Raw genomic sequence first — 15,397 nt, 5'->3', positions numbered from 1 at the left:
GAGAATATGAATAATGGAACTGAAAGTGCAGCATATATTAAAGCCTTGAATGAGTTAATTAAAGAATATAAAGCATCAAAAGAAATTAACTATGATGATTTGAGTGAAAAACTGGTTACTCCTTTTAGCTTAAATTCTGGTCAGATGGATGAATTGATTCAGAAGCTTGAAGACTCTGGTATTTCAGTTGTTGATGAAAAAGGTGAACCAAGTGAACATAGTTTAAAGGCTGCTTCAGGTGTTGCTGAAAAGGCAGCAAAAGATAAGAATGTGTCGGCACCTGCGGGGGTCAAGATTAACGACCCAGTCAGGATGTATCTTAAGGAAATTGGACGCGTGAACTTGTTGACAGCTGATGAAGAGGTTGCCTTAGCATTGAAGATTGAGGAGGGCAATGAAGAATCAAAGCAGCGGTTAGCCGAGGCTAATTTACGCCTAGTTGTTTCAATTGCCAAGCGTTATGTTGGTCGTGGAATGTCTTTCCTTGACCTTATTCAAGAAGGCAATATGGGACTAATGAAAGCCGTTGAAAAATTTGATTACCGCAAGGGATTCAAGTTTTCTACCTATGCGACATGGTGGATTAGGCAAGCAATCACACGTGCAATTGCAGATCAGGCTCGTACAATTCGTATTCCTGTCCATATGGTTGAAACAATCAATAAATTAATCAGAATTCAAAGACAAATGCTGCAAGACCTTGGGCGTGAACCAGTGCCAGAAGAAATTGGTGCTGAAATGGATATGCCGACAGACAAAGTTCGTGAAATCTTAAAAATTGCGCAAGAACCAGTATCTTTGGAGACTCCAATTGGTGAGGAGGATGATTCACACTTAGGCGACTTTATTGAAGATCGTGACGCTACCAGCCCTGCTGATCATGCTGCATATGAGTTATTGAAGGAGCAGCTTGAGAGTGTGCTTGATACATTGACTGATCGTGAGGAGAATGTCTTGCGTCTTCGTTTTGGTTTAGATGATGGTCGGACACGTACACTTGAGGAAGTAGGTAAGGTCTTTGGTGTTACGCGCGAACGTATTCGTCAGATTGAGGCAAAGGCATTGCGCAAATTACGACATCCCTCACGTTCAAAGCAATTAAAAGACTTTTTAGAATAAAATTTACTTGCTTTTTGGAAATAGATGGTTTAATATTCAACTTATCAGGAGAAGGGGTTTAACAAATGGGTGTATTTAACTTTAAAAAGACGAATAATGCATGTTGCTGTCTCATTCCGCGTGTTAGTGTGGATGAAATGGCTGCTTTGAGTTGGAATCTTTTTGTAGGTTGAGTTAAGAAAAATTCCATTTGAAGAGCTTTCCAGGCTAGGGCGCGAATCTTAATAGATTCGTGCCTTTTTCTTTTGGGAGTGTGCCATAAGTCGGGAAAATTTGAGTACTAGCTCGAAATTACGAACATAGCAAGCACTTTACTATGAGTAATTCGAAGTTAGACGGAGAATTTTGACTTATGAAACATGTTTATACGTAATAAATAGAGAAACTGAATCAAAAGTTAACTTTTGACCCAGCCCCTTTTTCTTTTCTAAAAATAAGGAGGACTTACGATGATCTATCATACTGTTGAAGAATTAGTTGGAAATACACCGCTGCTGGAACTTAGTGTTGACGTTGCCAATGGCTCCCATATTTTTGCAAAAATCGAGTCAAGTAATCCAGGAGGAAGCATCAAAGATCGACTTGGTTTTTATATGATTGAGCAAGCAATCAAGGAAAATAAACTCAAAAAGGGAATGACTGTAATCGAACCAACTGCTGGTAATACTGGTATTGGGGTTGCAATGGCAGCGTCGTATTATGGAATGAAGACCATATTGGTTGTTCCAGAGAAATTCAGTCAAGAAAAGCAGACGCTGATGCAGGCGCTTGGAGCAAAGATTGTACATACACCTAGTGAAGATGGCATTGTAGGTGCAATCAAAAAAGCGAGGAATCTTGAGGCAAGCAGTACTAATAGTTATGTACCCATGCAATTTGAAAACTTGGATAATCCTGATGCTTATTATCACAGTATTGCCCCAGAAATTTATACTGAAATGAAGGATAATAACTTGCAGATTAGTGCTTTTGTAGCTGGTGCTGGTAGTGGTGGAACTTTTGTTGGAATGGCAAAATATTTTAAGGAGCAAGATAAAAATATCAAAACAGCAATTGTCGAACCTGAAGGATCGATTTTAAACGGTGGTCCAAAACATAGTCACCGGACAGAGGGAATTGGAGTTGAATTTATTCCACCTTTTCTTGAAAAGGAGAATCTTGATTATATTTATACAATTAGTGATCAAGAAGCATTCGGATTAGTCAAAAAACTTGCAAAAGATTATGGTATTTTTGCTGGAAGCTCGAGCGGTGCTGCATTGGCCGCCAGTCTGAAGTTAGCTGAAAAATTGCCCACTGGCAGTAACATTGTGACAGTTTTTCCAGATAGTAGTGAACGCTATTTAAGTCAAAAAATATATGATTAAAAGGAGTTAATAAAAATGCAATTCAATACAAAACTAATTCATGGTGGAATCAGTCAAGACAAGTCAACTGGTGCAGTTACAGTGCCCATTTATCAGACATCAACGTATGCACAAAAAGAACTCGGAGGAACACCTGAATATGAATATTCGCGAACAGGTAATCCTACTAGGAAAGCCGTAGAAAACTTAATTCGTGATCTAGAAAATGGAACTGCGGGTTTTGCTTTTGCATCTGGATCGGCTGCAATTCACACAATATTTACACTTTTCTCAGCAGGGGATCATATTATTGTAGGTAATGATGTTTATGGTGGGACCTTCAGATTAATTAATACAGTTTTGACAAGACTTGGTTTAACATTTACAACGGTCGATACACGCAATATTGCAGAGGTTAAAGCAGCAATTAAAGAGAATACAAAGGCAATTTATCTTGAAACGCCAACCAATCCTTTGATGCGGATTACTGATATTAAGAAGGTCTCGCAGCTAGTAAAGAAAAATGATTTACTAACAATTGTCGATAATACATTTGCAACACCTTATATTCAACGTCCATTAGATTTGGGAGCAGATATTGTTGTCCATAGTGCATCAAAATATTTAGGTGGACATAGTGATTTGGTTGCTGGTTTAGTGGTGGTCAATAGTCAGGATCTAGCAGAGCAGGTAGGTTACTTGCAAAATGCAATTGGTGGAATTTTAGGACCGCAGGATAGCTGGTTATTGCAGCGTGGGATTAAGACATTAGCAGTTAGAATGGACGCTCATCAGCGCAATACTGAAGCAATTTATCAATTTTTAAAAGAAGATCAGCGTGTTGCCAGAATTTATTATCCAGGTGATAAAACCTCTGCAGATTTTGCAGTAGTCAAGAACCAAATGAAGGGATTTGGCGGGATGCTTTCTTTTGAACTAAAAAAAGGACTTTCGGTCAAGAAATTTATTGAATCACTGCAATTAATCACACTTGCTGAGAGTCTTGGTTCAGTTGAAAGCTTGGTCGAGGTCCCAGCAATAATGACACATGGTTCCATTCCAGAGAAAATTCGGCTGGAAAATGGAATTTCAAATGAGTTGATTCGTTTATCCGTAGGTATCGAACAAGCTGAAGATTTGTTAGTGGATCTAAAACAAGGTTTGGATGCTGCGACAAAATAAACAATTTTTGATATTGTTAGGAGTAATGATCTATGTTAGTATCAACTAAATAATTAATTTGGTTGTGGAGGAATTACCCATGTTATTGGAACAATTTGATGCTAATGAAGGAATAATTACTCCTTGGGAAAGTGATTTAGAAAAAACAGTAGAGTGTTTGCCCAAAACATTAATAATGCCATTTGATAAGAATATAAATCAACGGATATTTCAAGATTCAAACTATCAAAAGATAGGTATTCAACATAGTATTGTCCAAGATGCAGTAATTGGAAGTTATGAGTTTGGCATGCAAAAGTTTACCATTGCAGGTGCTGACTTGGGTGCGCCAGCTTTAATTGGCAGATTGGAAGAATTGATGTCTGGTGGAATCGAAAATGTGATTTTGTTTGGAACATGTGGCGTTTTGGACAAAAATATTGGCGCACATCAACTAATTATTCCAACTAGTGCAATCAGGGATGAAGGAACTAGCTTTCACTATGTACCTGCGAGTGATGAAATACAGATGAATCCAAACTCAGTCGCGAAATTGATAAAAATTCTTGATGAATTGAATGTTAGCTATACGACTGCTAAAACATGGACGACAGATGCTTTCTTCCGTGAAACACCAGAAAAAGCAAAAGAAAGAATTGCGATGGGCTGCTCAGTTGTTGATATGGAAGCTTCGGCTGTTGCTGCTTGGGCGCATTATCGGCACAAAAATGTTTATCAGTTTTTTTACACAGCAGATCATTTGAACATTGAAACGGGTGTTTGGGATAGAAGAAGCGATGAACGTGCACGGACCCCATCAGTTTATGACTTTTTTGAGTTGGCACTTGAGATTGGAAATAGGCTGAAATAATTAGTGTATTTACAAAAAGGAAGTTAGTAAAACTTCGATATATGGAATAAACAAAGAGAATAGGCTAGAACTTAATTTTTGAATTAATTCATTGTAAAGACTGCGACGAGACAATTGCTTAAGTCAGTCTTTTTTTTTTGCATAAAATATCCTTTTCTTTCATCTTTTTTTATTGCCAAATCTTCGCTATACTTTAGTTATAAGAAGGAGTGTTTTTAATGGATGCAAGACATTTATCACAGCGGCTTTTGCGAGTTGCTTCGTATGTTCCTAAGAATGCAAGACTGGCTGACATTGGATCTGACCATGCTTACTTGCCAGCATACCTAGGATTGAATAACCAACTTGCTTTTGGGATTGCCGGCGAAGTGGTTGAAGGACCATATCAAAATGCTGTTAATGAAATTAAAAAAGAAGGATTAACTAATTTAATTAAGGCTCGTCATGCCGATGGATTAGCAGTTATTAATAATGAAGATAGTATTGATGTGATCACAATCTGTGGAATGGGTGGACCCTTGATTAGCGAGATTCTTGAAAAGGGCAAGTTAAAATTGACCACTCATCCATTACTGATTCTACAGCCAAATGTTGGTGAAAAACAGGTTCGCAATTGGCTTTTAATTAATAATTATAGGATTATTGCGGAAGAGATTTTAGCAGAAGATCAGCATATCTATGAGATAATTACTGCTCAATATGATGAAGAATCATTTGAATTAACAACAGAGGATTTGGAATTTGGTCCCTTCTTAAGGCAACAAAAAAATACAGCTTTTATTACAAAATGGCAAGAAGAACTGAAAAAAATCAAGTATGTTCTCGAAGAAATGAAAAAAGCAAAAGAGTTTCCAAGCGAACAGGAACAAAAAATGCTAGCTAAAATTAGACGAATAGAAGGGATATTAGATGACTAGTGTCAGTGAAATAGTTGCACGTTTTGAACAATTTGCACCGCAAAGCTGGGCAGAAGAAGGAGATCCAGTGGGGCTTCAAATAGGTAGTATGCAGCAGAGTGTTCATAAATTAATGGTGACACTGGATGTGCGCCCAGAAGTCGTTACTGAAGCAGTTAAAAATAATGTTGATTTCATTTTTGCTCATCATCCAGCTCTTTTTCGGCCAATAAAGAAATTTGACTTGACTAATCCACAAAATAAAATGTACGCAGAATTAATTAAACATAATATTACAGTTTATGCTGCACATACTAATCTTGATAATGCAAATGGTGGGATGAATGATTGGCTTGCTAGCTTACTTGACTTGCAAGATACTGAAATTCTTTTATCGCAACATGAGGACAGCCTATTTAAGCTGGCAGTTTTTGTACCCAAGAAATCTGCGGAAACTGTCAGAAATGCGTTAACAGATGCTGGTGCTGGCACGATTGGCGAGTATCAAGACTGTTCATATACGATTAGCGGAACAGGAAGATTTACACCACAAGCTGCATCCAATCCGACGATTGGTAATTTATTAGAACCAACAGAAGTTGCTGAGGACAAAATTGAAGTTGTCTTTCCTAAGAGAATTTGTTCTAAAATATTGAAAGTGATGAGAGTGGTGCATCCCTATGAGGAGCCTGTATTTGACTTATTTGCAGTTCAAGGAAACGGAACTAAGTATGGAATGGGCAGGATCGGTGATTTAAAAAGTTCAATGACAATCAGTGCATTTGCAGAATATTGCAAGACAAAATTTGATGTTTTGCATTTACGAGTCGTGACGGCAGATACAACACAAAAAGTCAAAAGAGTTGCAATTCTTGGTGGAAGCGGTGGTCAGTTCTACACAGATGCCTTGCGAAAAAAAGCCGATGTTTATATAACTGGTGATATTTCTTATCATACAGGACATGATATAATTGTAAGTGGGTTAACAGCAATTGACCCCGGACACCATATTGAGCAAATCTGCAAACCGCATTTGCAAAATTTGTTTGCGCAATGGAATAACGAATATGGATGGCAAATTAAAGTAGTACAATCTGCGATAAATACGGATCCATTCATGTTTATATAAAAGGAGAAATTATTAATGGCAAAGTATGAAAAATTGGTTCCAAGATTTATAGAATATGTAAAAAAAGAAACTCGATCTGATGAGAATTCAACGACGATTCCATCAACAGCGACACAGGTAGAATTTGCAAGGAATATTGCAGAAGAGTTAAAGAAGATTGGTTTGGAGAATGTTAGAATTTCTGCTAGAGATGGCTATGTTTTTGCAACACTACCTGCTAATACGGATAATAAAAATGTAAAAAAGCTTGGATTTATTGCACATATGGATACTGCAGACTTCAATGCAAAAAATGTTTCTCCACAACTTCAAAAAGACTATGATGGTGAATCCGTAATCAAATTAGATGAGACTGGCACACTAACACTTGATCCTAAGGATTTCCCAAATTTGAAAAAATATAAAGGTCATGACTTAATTACAACCGATGGAAGTACATTGTTAGGTGCTGATGATAAGTCGGGTGTTGCAGAAATTATTACGGCAGTTGAATATCTAGCCAAACATCCAGAAATCAAGCATGGCGAGATTGAAGTTGGCATAGGACCTGACGAAGAAATTGGAACAGGAGCTGATCATTTTGATGTTGCAGGATTTGGTGCCGATATTGCTTATACAGTTGATGGTGGTCCATTAGGCGAGCTTGAATATGAAACATTTAATGCAGCTGGAGCAAAAATAAAGATTATTGGTAAAAATGTTCATCCAGCGACAGCTAAAAATGTAATGATTAATGCCTTGCAACTTGCAATTGACTTTCAAAATCAATTGCCTCAAGATGAAGTTCCTGAAAAAACTGAAGGACGGCAAGGATTCTTCCACCTACTACAGTTAGATGGAACAGTTGATGAAGCACAGATGTCATATATTATAAGAGATCATGACCGTTCAAAATTTGAGGCTAGGAAAGAACTATTCAAAGAAATAGTGGACAAAATGAACGCACAATTTGCTGAACCAAGACTTATTTTAGACCTAAAAGATCAATATTATAATATGCGTGAAGTAATTGAAAAAGATATGAATGTTGTTGGGCTAGCAAGAGTGGCTATGAATAACCTAGGCATCACACCTGTAATTTATCCTGTGCGTGGCGGAACTGATGGTTCTAAGATTTCATTTATGGGGTTGCCAACGCCTAATTTATTTGCGGGTGGCGAAAATATGCATTCACGCTTCGAATATGTTTCAGTACAAGTCATGGAAAAAGCAACTGATGTCCTTCTCGAAATTATTAAATTAACTAATGAGCAAAACAGTTAACACAAACCTATGTTCGTATTATAATAATAGAATAAAGGCGTGTTGTACAATGACACCCCAAAAAACAAACGCCGATTGGAGTATTTATTCAATCGGCGTTATTGTGAATAAAAAAATGAAATGGAGTGAAATTTATGCCAGAAGATCGGTTAACAAGTGCTGTCCAGTCAGCAGTTGCTGAGGCACAACAAGTAGCTATGACTAGACATCATCAAGAAATTGATATTCCAGAACTTTTCAAAGTAATTATCCAACCGGGTGAATTTGGAGCTGATCTTTTTCAGCGGTCTGGACTTGACGTGAGTTTGCTAGAAAAAGAGATTGATTTGGAGCTGGATAGAGTCTCAGTTGTTGAAGGTCAAGTTTCATATGGCCAAAATTTTAGTCAGAATCTAGCAAGATTATTGCAGGAAGCGGAACAATTAAGAAAAAAACAGGGTGACGAATATATTGCTTTGGACACAGTGATTTTAGCGCTCATGAAGCTTAAAAGTCATCCATTGAAGGTATATCTTGAAAGGCAAGGATTGACGGAGAAAAAATTAAAAGAAGTGGTCGATGACTTGCGGGGAGGAGAAAAAGTGACATCAAAGAATCAAGAAGAAAATTATAAGGCACTGGAAAAATATGGGATTGACCTTGTAAAACAAGTTAGAAGTGGGAAACAAGATCCTGTTATTGGGCGTGACGAAGAGATTAGGGATGTTGTCAGGATTTTATCACGTAAGACAAAAAATAATCCTGTATTAATTGGTGAACCTGGTGTTGGGAAGACGGCAATTATTGAAGGCCTAGCACAAAGAATTGTACGCAAGGATATTCCAGAAAATTTAAAAGATAAGAAGATTTTTTCCTTAGATATGGGGTCATTAATTGCGGGTGCAAAATATCGTGGTGAATTTGAAGAACGGCTTAAGGCAGTGCTAAAGGAAGTCACTAAAAGTGAAGGTCAGATTATTCTCTTTATTGATGAGATTCACAATATTGTTGGAGCAGGTAAGACTGAGGGAAGTATGGATGCTGGTAACTTGTTGAAACCGATGCTTGCACGGGGTGAACTGCACTTGATTGGAGCAACGACCTTAGATGAATATCGTGAATATATGGAAAAGGATAAGGCGCTTGAACGGCGATTCCAAAAAGTTTTAGTGCAAGAACCATCGGTCGAAGATACGATTTCAATTCTACGTGGATTACGTGAACGTTTTGAGATTCATCATGGCGTTAGAATTCATGATAATGCACTCGTGGCAGCTGCCACATTATCAAATCGTTATGTAACAGATCGTTATTTACCAGATAAGGCGATTGATTTGGTGGATGAAGCATGTGCAACTATTAGAGTTGAGATGAATTCAATGCCAACTGAACTTGATCAGGTCACACATCAATTGATGCGACAGGAAGTTGAGGAGGCTGCATTAAAGAAGGAATCAGATGTGGCATCTCAAAAAAGACTGACAGAATTACAAAGCGAATTAGCGGAAACACGTGAAAAAGCCAATACTTTAAAAATGCGCTGGGAAAATGAGAAAGAAGACATCCAAAAAGTTAGCAGCAAAAAGGCCAAATTAGACAAAGCAAAGCATGAGCTTGAAGAGGCTGAAAATAATTATGATCTAGAATTAGCAGCTAAGTTGCAGCATGCAACAATTCCACAAATTGAAAAAGAGTTGAAAGACTTAGAACAAGTTGAGCGACCTGATAATTGGTTAGTTGAGGAATCAGTAACTGAAAATGAAATTGCACAAGTTGTCAGCAGAACCACAGGTATTCCTGTTGCAAAGTTAGTTCAAGGAGAGAGGGAAAAACTCTTGAATTTACCAACGGTTTTGCATAAACGTGTAATTGGGCAAGATGAAGCCGTGGATGCAGTTGCTAATGCGGTTATCCGCGCTCGTGCTGGTTTGCAAGATCCTGATCAGCCACTTGGAACCTTCATGTTTCTAGGGCCAACGGGTGTTGGGAAGACAGAACTTGCTAAAGCACTGGCAGAAAATTTATTCGATTCTGAGAAACACATGGTTAGAATTGACATGAGTGAATATATGGAAAAACAGTCAGTATCGCGGTTAATTGGTGCTGCCCCTGGATACATCGGCTACGAGGAAGGTGGGCAATTAACCGAGGCTGTCAGAAGAAATCCGTATACAATTATTTTATTGGATGAGGTTGAAAAAGCACATCCAGATGTATTCAATATTTTATTGCAGGTATTTGATGATGGACGCTTGACGGATGGTCAGGGAAGAACTGTTGATTTTAAGAATACTATTATAATCATGACTTCAAATCTAGGGTCGGATATTTTGCTGGATAATGCAGGTGATGGTAAAATCACAGCTGAAACAAAACAATTGGTAATGAAATTGGCACAGCAGCACTTTAAACCTGAGTTTTTGAATAGAATTGATGATGTTATAATGTTCGCACCGTTGAGTTTTGAAGCGATTGAAGAAATTGTGGCTAAGTTCATTGACTTGTTATCAAATCGACTTAGTGAGCAAGAAATCGAGCTTAAAATTAGTGATGAAGCTAAGCAGTGGATTACAAAAGAAGGCTATGATCCTGCCTATGGAGCAAGACCACTGCAAAGGTTTATCACAAATAATGTAGAAACACCACTTGCTAAAGAGATAATTGCTGGCAAAATTATGCCACACTCGCTAGTTACAATTACATTAGGTGCAGAATATAATTTGATTTTTGAGTCAGCTGGAATTACAGAATAAAAGCAACCTTAAAGAAATATTGTGCTCTACATGATCTGCATAAAAACAATAAAGGAATCAGATCAAAAGTTATACTTTGATCAGGTTCCTTTATTGTTTCTTTTGTTTATTTGGTTGGAGACTTTACAAAATAGTTTAGTCCATTTACCATGACTATTCCAACTACCATTGCAAAGAGTCCGCTAAATAGTGGTGAAAATGTGCCACCTGAAAGTGCAGCACTGATATATCCAATGACTTCACCATAGATGAAGCCCCAAAACAAAATTGTTAACTGTTTAGTCATCTAATCAACACCTCACAATATAAGTGTAGTTTAGCACAATTTTTGCAATTTGACACCCTAAAAAAGTCGAAGATGTTTTTTTAAAAGAGTATTGTTATAATATTAGACAAGATGATAAGGGGTTGAGTGATATATGAGTGGTGCAGCACTTCAAGTGATTAGCAGTTATAGTTTGTTGCAAAGTTCAATTCGAATAAAAGATATTGTCATAAATGCTAAATCAAAGGGTTATACGGCACTAGCCTTAACTGATATTAATGTTATGTACGGAGCTATTTCATTTTATGACACATGTCAGGCTGAGGGAATCAAACCACTTATAGGGATGACATTAGAGATATCCACTGAAAAAAAAGAGACATTGATTTTAATTGCAAAAAATGAAAATGGCTATCATAATTTGATTCAAATTTCGACTCAAAAACAATTATTACTCGCAAAAAATTCTACAGAATTCATAATCAGTGAAAATCCTGCTCTTTTTACAGATATAATTATAATAATTCCACCCGCTAACAGTTTTCTTACCAACAATTTATTAAATGGTAAGGATGAACTTGCAAAAAAAAATTTGCAGCAAATGGTAAATTTAGCAAAAGAAAACCTATATATAGGAATAAGTATAGAAACGTCTGACGCTTTGTATGGCAAAACATTGCAATATGCAAATGAACTGAATGTTAAAGCTGTTGCTGTTGAATCGGTCAAATATTTGGAAAAGAACGGGTTGTTTGTTTGTAAGGTTATGGACGCAATTAAGCAGGGTAAACAGCTAGATAGCAAAGAATTGCAGCATGCAAATGATTTTGATGGGAATTCATGGCTAAAACCACTAAATGATATTAAACGGAATTATATGGAAAAAAAGCGAGTCGAGCCATTTAAAAATATGCTTTCGTTAATTAAACGAGCTACATTTGATTTTGTGCCAAGGAGAGTAATGCTTCCTAAATTTGAGACGCCACAAAATATTAATGCCAATAGTTACTTGAAAAAATTATGCAACAATGGAATGCAAATAAAGTTGCATGAACGAACAAATGATGTGAATGAAAAATATCTACAGAGAATGAATAAGGAACTAAATATTATTAAGAAGATGGGATTTGCTGACTATTTCTTGATTGTTTGGGATGTTACAAACTATGCTCATGAGCATGGAATACTTGTTGGTCCAGGTCGAGGTTCTGCTGCAGGTTCGCTGGTTTCATATCTTTTAGGGATTACAGATGTTGATCCAATCAAATATAATCTACTTTTTGAGCGCTTTTTGAATGAAGAACGGGCGCAAATGCCTGATATTGACTTGGATATTCCAGATAACCGGAGACAAGAAATCATTGAATATGTTAATAGAAAATATGGTGAAAACCATGTGGCACAAATAATTACTTTCGGGACATTTGGAGCAAAACAAGCTTTGCGTGATGTTGCACGAGTCATGGGTTTCTCGCAATTAGAAAGTAACAATTGGAGTCGTGTAATTCCTAGCCAAATTGGGATTACGTTGCCGGAAGCAGCAAAGAAATCTTCTCAGTTACATGATTTAATTAATAAAAGTGAACGTAATCATCTTTTATTTAAAACTGCATCATTACTAGAAGGTTTACCAAGACATTATTCTGTCCATGCTGCCGGAGTGATCTTGAGTGATACGGATCTGAGAAAAGTTGTGCCATTGCAAATGGGTAATGATGATGTTTTGCTGACACAGTATACCAAGGACGATGTTGAGCGTGTGGGATTGCTTAAGATTGATTTTCTAGGATTAAGAAACCTGACGATTTTAAATAATACATTGTCGGCAGTGAAGAGAAGCTTTGGTCAGGCTATTGATATTAATAAGATTTCGCTAAATGATGAAAAAACACTGGAACTATTTCAAAAAGCTGATACTAGTGGAGTATTTCAGTTTGAATCATCTGGTATTCGCAATGTTTTACGGAATCTTTATCCAACCTCTTTTGAAGACATTGCCGCTGTAAATGCATTGTTCAGGCCTGGTCCTATGGAAAATATTACACATTTTATAGCACGTAAGCATGGCAAAGAAAAGATTATTTATCCAGATAATTCCTTGATTCCAATTTTGAAGAATACGTATGGAATATTAGTTTATCAAGAGCAAGTTATGCAGGCTGCTTCCATAATGGGTGGCTTTACTTTAGGTCAGGCTGATATATTGCGAAGAGCAATGAGCAAGAAGAAGGCTAGTGTGATTGAAGAACTGAAATCGAAATTTGTTAATGGTGCCACAAAACTGGGGTATTCTTCAAAAAATGCAGAACAAGTCTATGATTACATTGAACGCTTTGCTAATTATGGCTTTAACCGTTCACATGCTGTTGCCTACTCTAAAATAGCATTTCAGCTTGCATTTTTAAAAGTTCATTATGCGGCCCCCTTTTTTGCAGCAGTTCTGAATTCCGTTATCGGTGATGGGGTCAAGACAAGAGACTTTATAATTGAAGCAAAACAGCATCAATTGCAGATTGAAACGCCAGATATAAATAGAAGCAATTATTATACATTCTCTGGAAGAAAGAACTTGATTATCGGTTTAGGTAATATTAAGACTCTGCGTAGAGACTTTATTAAGGAAATCATTGAGGAACGCAAAAGCGCAGGTCATTATAGTTCATTTGACGATTTCATAAGAAGAATTAATCACAAGTACTTGAAGGAAGAACCGCTGAAAGCCTTGATATATTCTGGTACTTTTGATGTATTTTCTGTTAATCGAGCAACGTTGTTGGGTAATCTTAGTAAAAAGATGAGCAATGTGGAGCTAAGTGGTGCAAGCAGCGAATTGTTATCACTGCTTGCACCAAAACAAGAAGAATATGATGAACTTCCTTTAGCAGAGATTCTAGCTGGAGAACAAAAATATCTTGGAATTTTTCTTTCGGCTCATCCGGTGGAACAATTTACAGAAATTGCACAGCTGCATAATGTGGAGACAATCACAAATATCCACGAAAATCAGCAACAGAAAATTTTGTGTTTAATTAAGAAGATAAAAATAATCCGAACAAAAAATGGCGAGCAAATGGCTTTTTTGACGGTCGAGGATCAGACTGGTGAAATCGAGTTAACCCTTTTTCCAAACATTTTTGAAAAGATTAGTAATGATTTGCAGACAAATCAGGTTTATCTTGTTGCTGGAAAGAGTGAAAAACGTAATCAAAAAATACAGATTATTGTTTCAACGATGGTTGCAGCGGAAAAACTGAAAACAGAAATGAAAAGAAGATTATTTTTAAGGCTGGCCGCAAATGATTCAGACGTTATAAACAAGCAGCTTTTAAAAATATTACAGTTACACACAGGCTCAGTCCCAGTTGTTTTGTATGAAGAAAAACGAGCTGTGAAATGGGTTTTAGATGAAAAATACTGGGTAAACAGGTCGCAAGAACTGGAAGATCAGCTGGTAAATTTGATTGGTAGAAGCAATGTCGTCTTTCAAAATGAAAGCAAATGAAAATATCATGTGATAAATTGAATTTAATTTATAATTTTACAAGACATTCTCTTCTAAAAGTGATACTATAACCCTTGGAGAATGTGTTGTTCCATTATATTTACTTGAGGTGAAAAAAATGAAACGCATAGGTATTTTAACAAGTGGTGGAGATGCTTCTGGAATGAACGCTGCAATCCGTTCGATTACTCGTTCGGCCATTTCAGCAGGCTTGGAAGCTTATGGTATTAATTATGGTTTTGCGGGATTGGTTGCTGGAAATATCCGTCAATTAGATTCAAAGGATATGGATGGAGTCATTGACCGTGGTGGTACGATTTTGTACTCGGCTCGTTTTCCTGAGTTTGCAGAAGAAAAGACTCAGCTTAAGGGAATTGAGCAGCTTAAGAAGTTTGGAATTGATGCTTTAGTTGTAATTGGTGGAGACGGTTCTTACCATGGTGCTGAACGCCTTACACAGCATGGCTTCAATTCAATCGGAGTACCAGGAACTATTGACAACGATATACCAGGGACTGATTTTACTGTTGGCTTTGATACGGCGGTTAATGTTGCACTTGATGCACTTGACAGAATTAACGATACAGCTACTTCTCATCAGAGAACTTTTGTTGTCGAAGTTATGGGACGCGGAGCCGGAGATATCGCACTGTGGGCAGGAATTGCTGCCGATGCAGATGCAATCGTTGTTCCAGAGCGTGACCATGATGTTAAGAAAATTGCTGAACATCTTAAACGCAATTATGAAAATGGCAAAGATCATGGGTTGATAGTTTTAGCTGAAGGTGTTATGTCTGCGGCAGATTTTAAGAAACAACTTGACCAATATGGCAATTTTGACAGCCGTGCAATTACTTTGGGTCATATTCAGCGTGGTGGACGTCCAACCGCAAAAGATCGTGTTCTTGCAAGTATGTTTGGTGATTATGCTATTCGCCTGCTGCTTGAAGGAAAAGGCGGCTTAGCAATTGGTATTAGAGACAACAAATTGGTTGCAACTGATATCATCGATACTTTAGAGAACCATAAGCATATCACTGACGTATCATTACTTGATTTAAATGATCGTCTTCGTTTTTAATGCACTAATAACTTTGTAAAGAATTGACATTA

The 15,397-nt window shown here is 37.1% G+C and carries 11 protein-coding genes; 10 read left to right on the top strand and 1 reads right to left on the bottom strand.

All coding sequences use genetic code 11. From position 1 onward, the window contains the following. Nucleotides 1-6: 6 nt before the first annotated feature. The 8 genes from rpoD (at nucleotide 7) to clpB (ending at nucleotide 10,517) form a co-directional block, all read left to right on the top strand. A complete protein-coding gene (rpoD, locus tag FFX44_RS01030) occupies nucleotides 7-1,119 on the top strand; it encodes an RNA polymerase sigma factor RpoD (RefSeq protein WP_289977699.1) in 1,113 nt (370 codons plus the stop codon). Nucleotides 1,120-1,568: 449 nt separating this feature from the next. After that, nucleotides 1,569-2,486: a cysteine synthase family protein gene (locus FFX44_RS01025; RefSeq protein ID WP_289977051.1), complete on the top strand. Its 918-nt coding sequence runs from the start codon at nucleotides 1,569-1,571 to the stop codon at nucleotides 2,484-2,486. Between the two features lie 15 nt (nucleotides 2,487-2,501). Beyond that, on the top strand, nucleotides 2,502-3,647 hold the full coding sequence (locus FFX44_RS01020; protein WP_289977050.1) for an aminotransferase class I/II-fold pyridoxal phosphate-dependent enzyme: 1,146 nt from the start codon (nucleotides 2,502-2,504) through the stop codon (nucleotides 3,645-3,647). Between the two features lie 79 nt (nucleotides 3,648-3,726). Next, a complete protein-coding gene (locus FFX44_RS01015; protein WP_289977048.1) occupies nucleotides 3,727-4,497 on the top strand; it encodes a nucleoside phosphorylase in 771 nt (256 codons plus the stop codon). Nucleotides 4,498-4,715: 218 nt separating this feature from the next. Then, nucleotides 4,716-5,414: a tRNA (adenine(22)-N(1))-methyltransferase TrmK gene (locus tag FFX44_RS01010; RefSeq protein WP_289977046.1), complete on the top strand. Its 699-nt coding sequence runs from the start codon at nucleotides 4,716-4,718 to the stop codon at nucleotides 5,412-5,414. Further along, nucleotides 5,407-6,522, top strand: coding sequence for a Nif3-like dinuclear metal center hexameric protein (locus tag FFX44_RS01005; protein ID WP_289977044.1), 1,116 nt, complete (start codon nucleotides 5,407-5,409; stop codon nucleotides 6,520-6,522). Before FFX44_RS01010 ends, FFX44_RS01005 begins: the two co-directional genes overlap by 8 nt. Before the next feature lie 15 nt (nucleotides 6,523-6,537). Further along, nucleotides 6,538-7,785 (top strand): peptidase T, encoded by a 1,248-nt coding sequence (gene pepT, locus FFX44_RS01000; protein WP_289977040.1) that lies wholly within the window; start codon nucleotides 6,538-6,540, stop codon nucleotides 7,783-7,785. A 134-nt stretch (nucleotides 7,786-7,919) separates the two neighbouring features. Next, nucleotides 7,920-10,517: an ATP-dependent chaperone ClpB gene (clpB, locus tag FFX44_RS00995; protein ID WP_289977038.1), complete on the top strand. Its 2,598-nt coding sequence runs from the start codon at nucleotides 7,920-7,922 to the stop codon at nucleotides 10,515-10,517. 106 nt (nucleotides 10,518-10,623) lie between these two features. Here the strand turns inward: clpB and FFX44_RS00990 are convergent, their stop codons facing one another. Then, on the bottom strand, nucleotides 10,624-10,803 hold the full coding sequence (locus tag FFX44_RS00990) for a YjzD family protein (protein WP_289977037.1): 180 nt from the start codon (nucleotides 10,801-10,803) through the stop codon (nucleotides 10,624-10,626). Between the two features lie 133 nt (nucleotides 10,804-10,936). On the opposite strand from FFX44_RS00990, the gene dnaE reads away from it, so the two are divergent. Next, complete coding sequence (gene dnaE, locus FFX44_RS00985) at nucleotides 10,937-14,284, top strand: DNA polymerase III subunit alpha (protein ID WP_289977035.1); 3,348 nt, start codon at nucleotides 10,937-10,939, stop codon at nucleotides 14,282-14,284. Nucleotides 14,285-14,402: 118 nt separating this feature from the next. After that, nucleotides 14,403-15,365, top strand: coding sequence for a 6-phosphofructokinase (gene pfkA / locus FFX44_RS00980; RefSeq protein WP_289977034.1), 963 nt, complete (start codon nucleotides 14,403-14,405; stop codon nucleotides 15,363-15,365). Nucleotides 15,366-15,397: the final 32 nt, after the last annotated feature.

The organism is Lactobacillus sp. UCMA15818 (genome assembly GCF_030400225.1).
GTDB lineage: Bacteria > Bacillota > Bacilli > Lactobacillales > Lactobacillaceae > Liquorilactobacillus.
The sequence above is the reverse complement of the archived record's forward strand: the minus strand, read 5'-3'. Positions and strand labels throughout refer to the sequence as shown.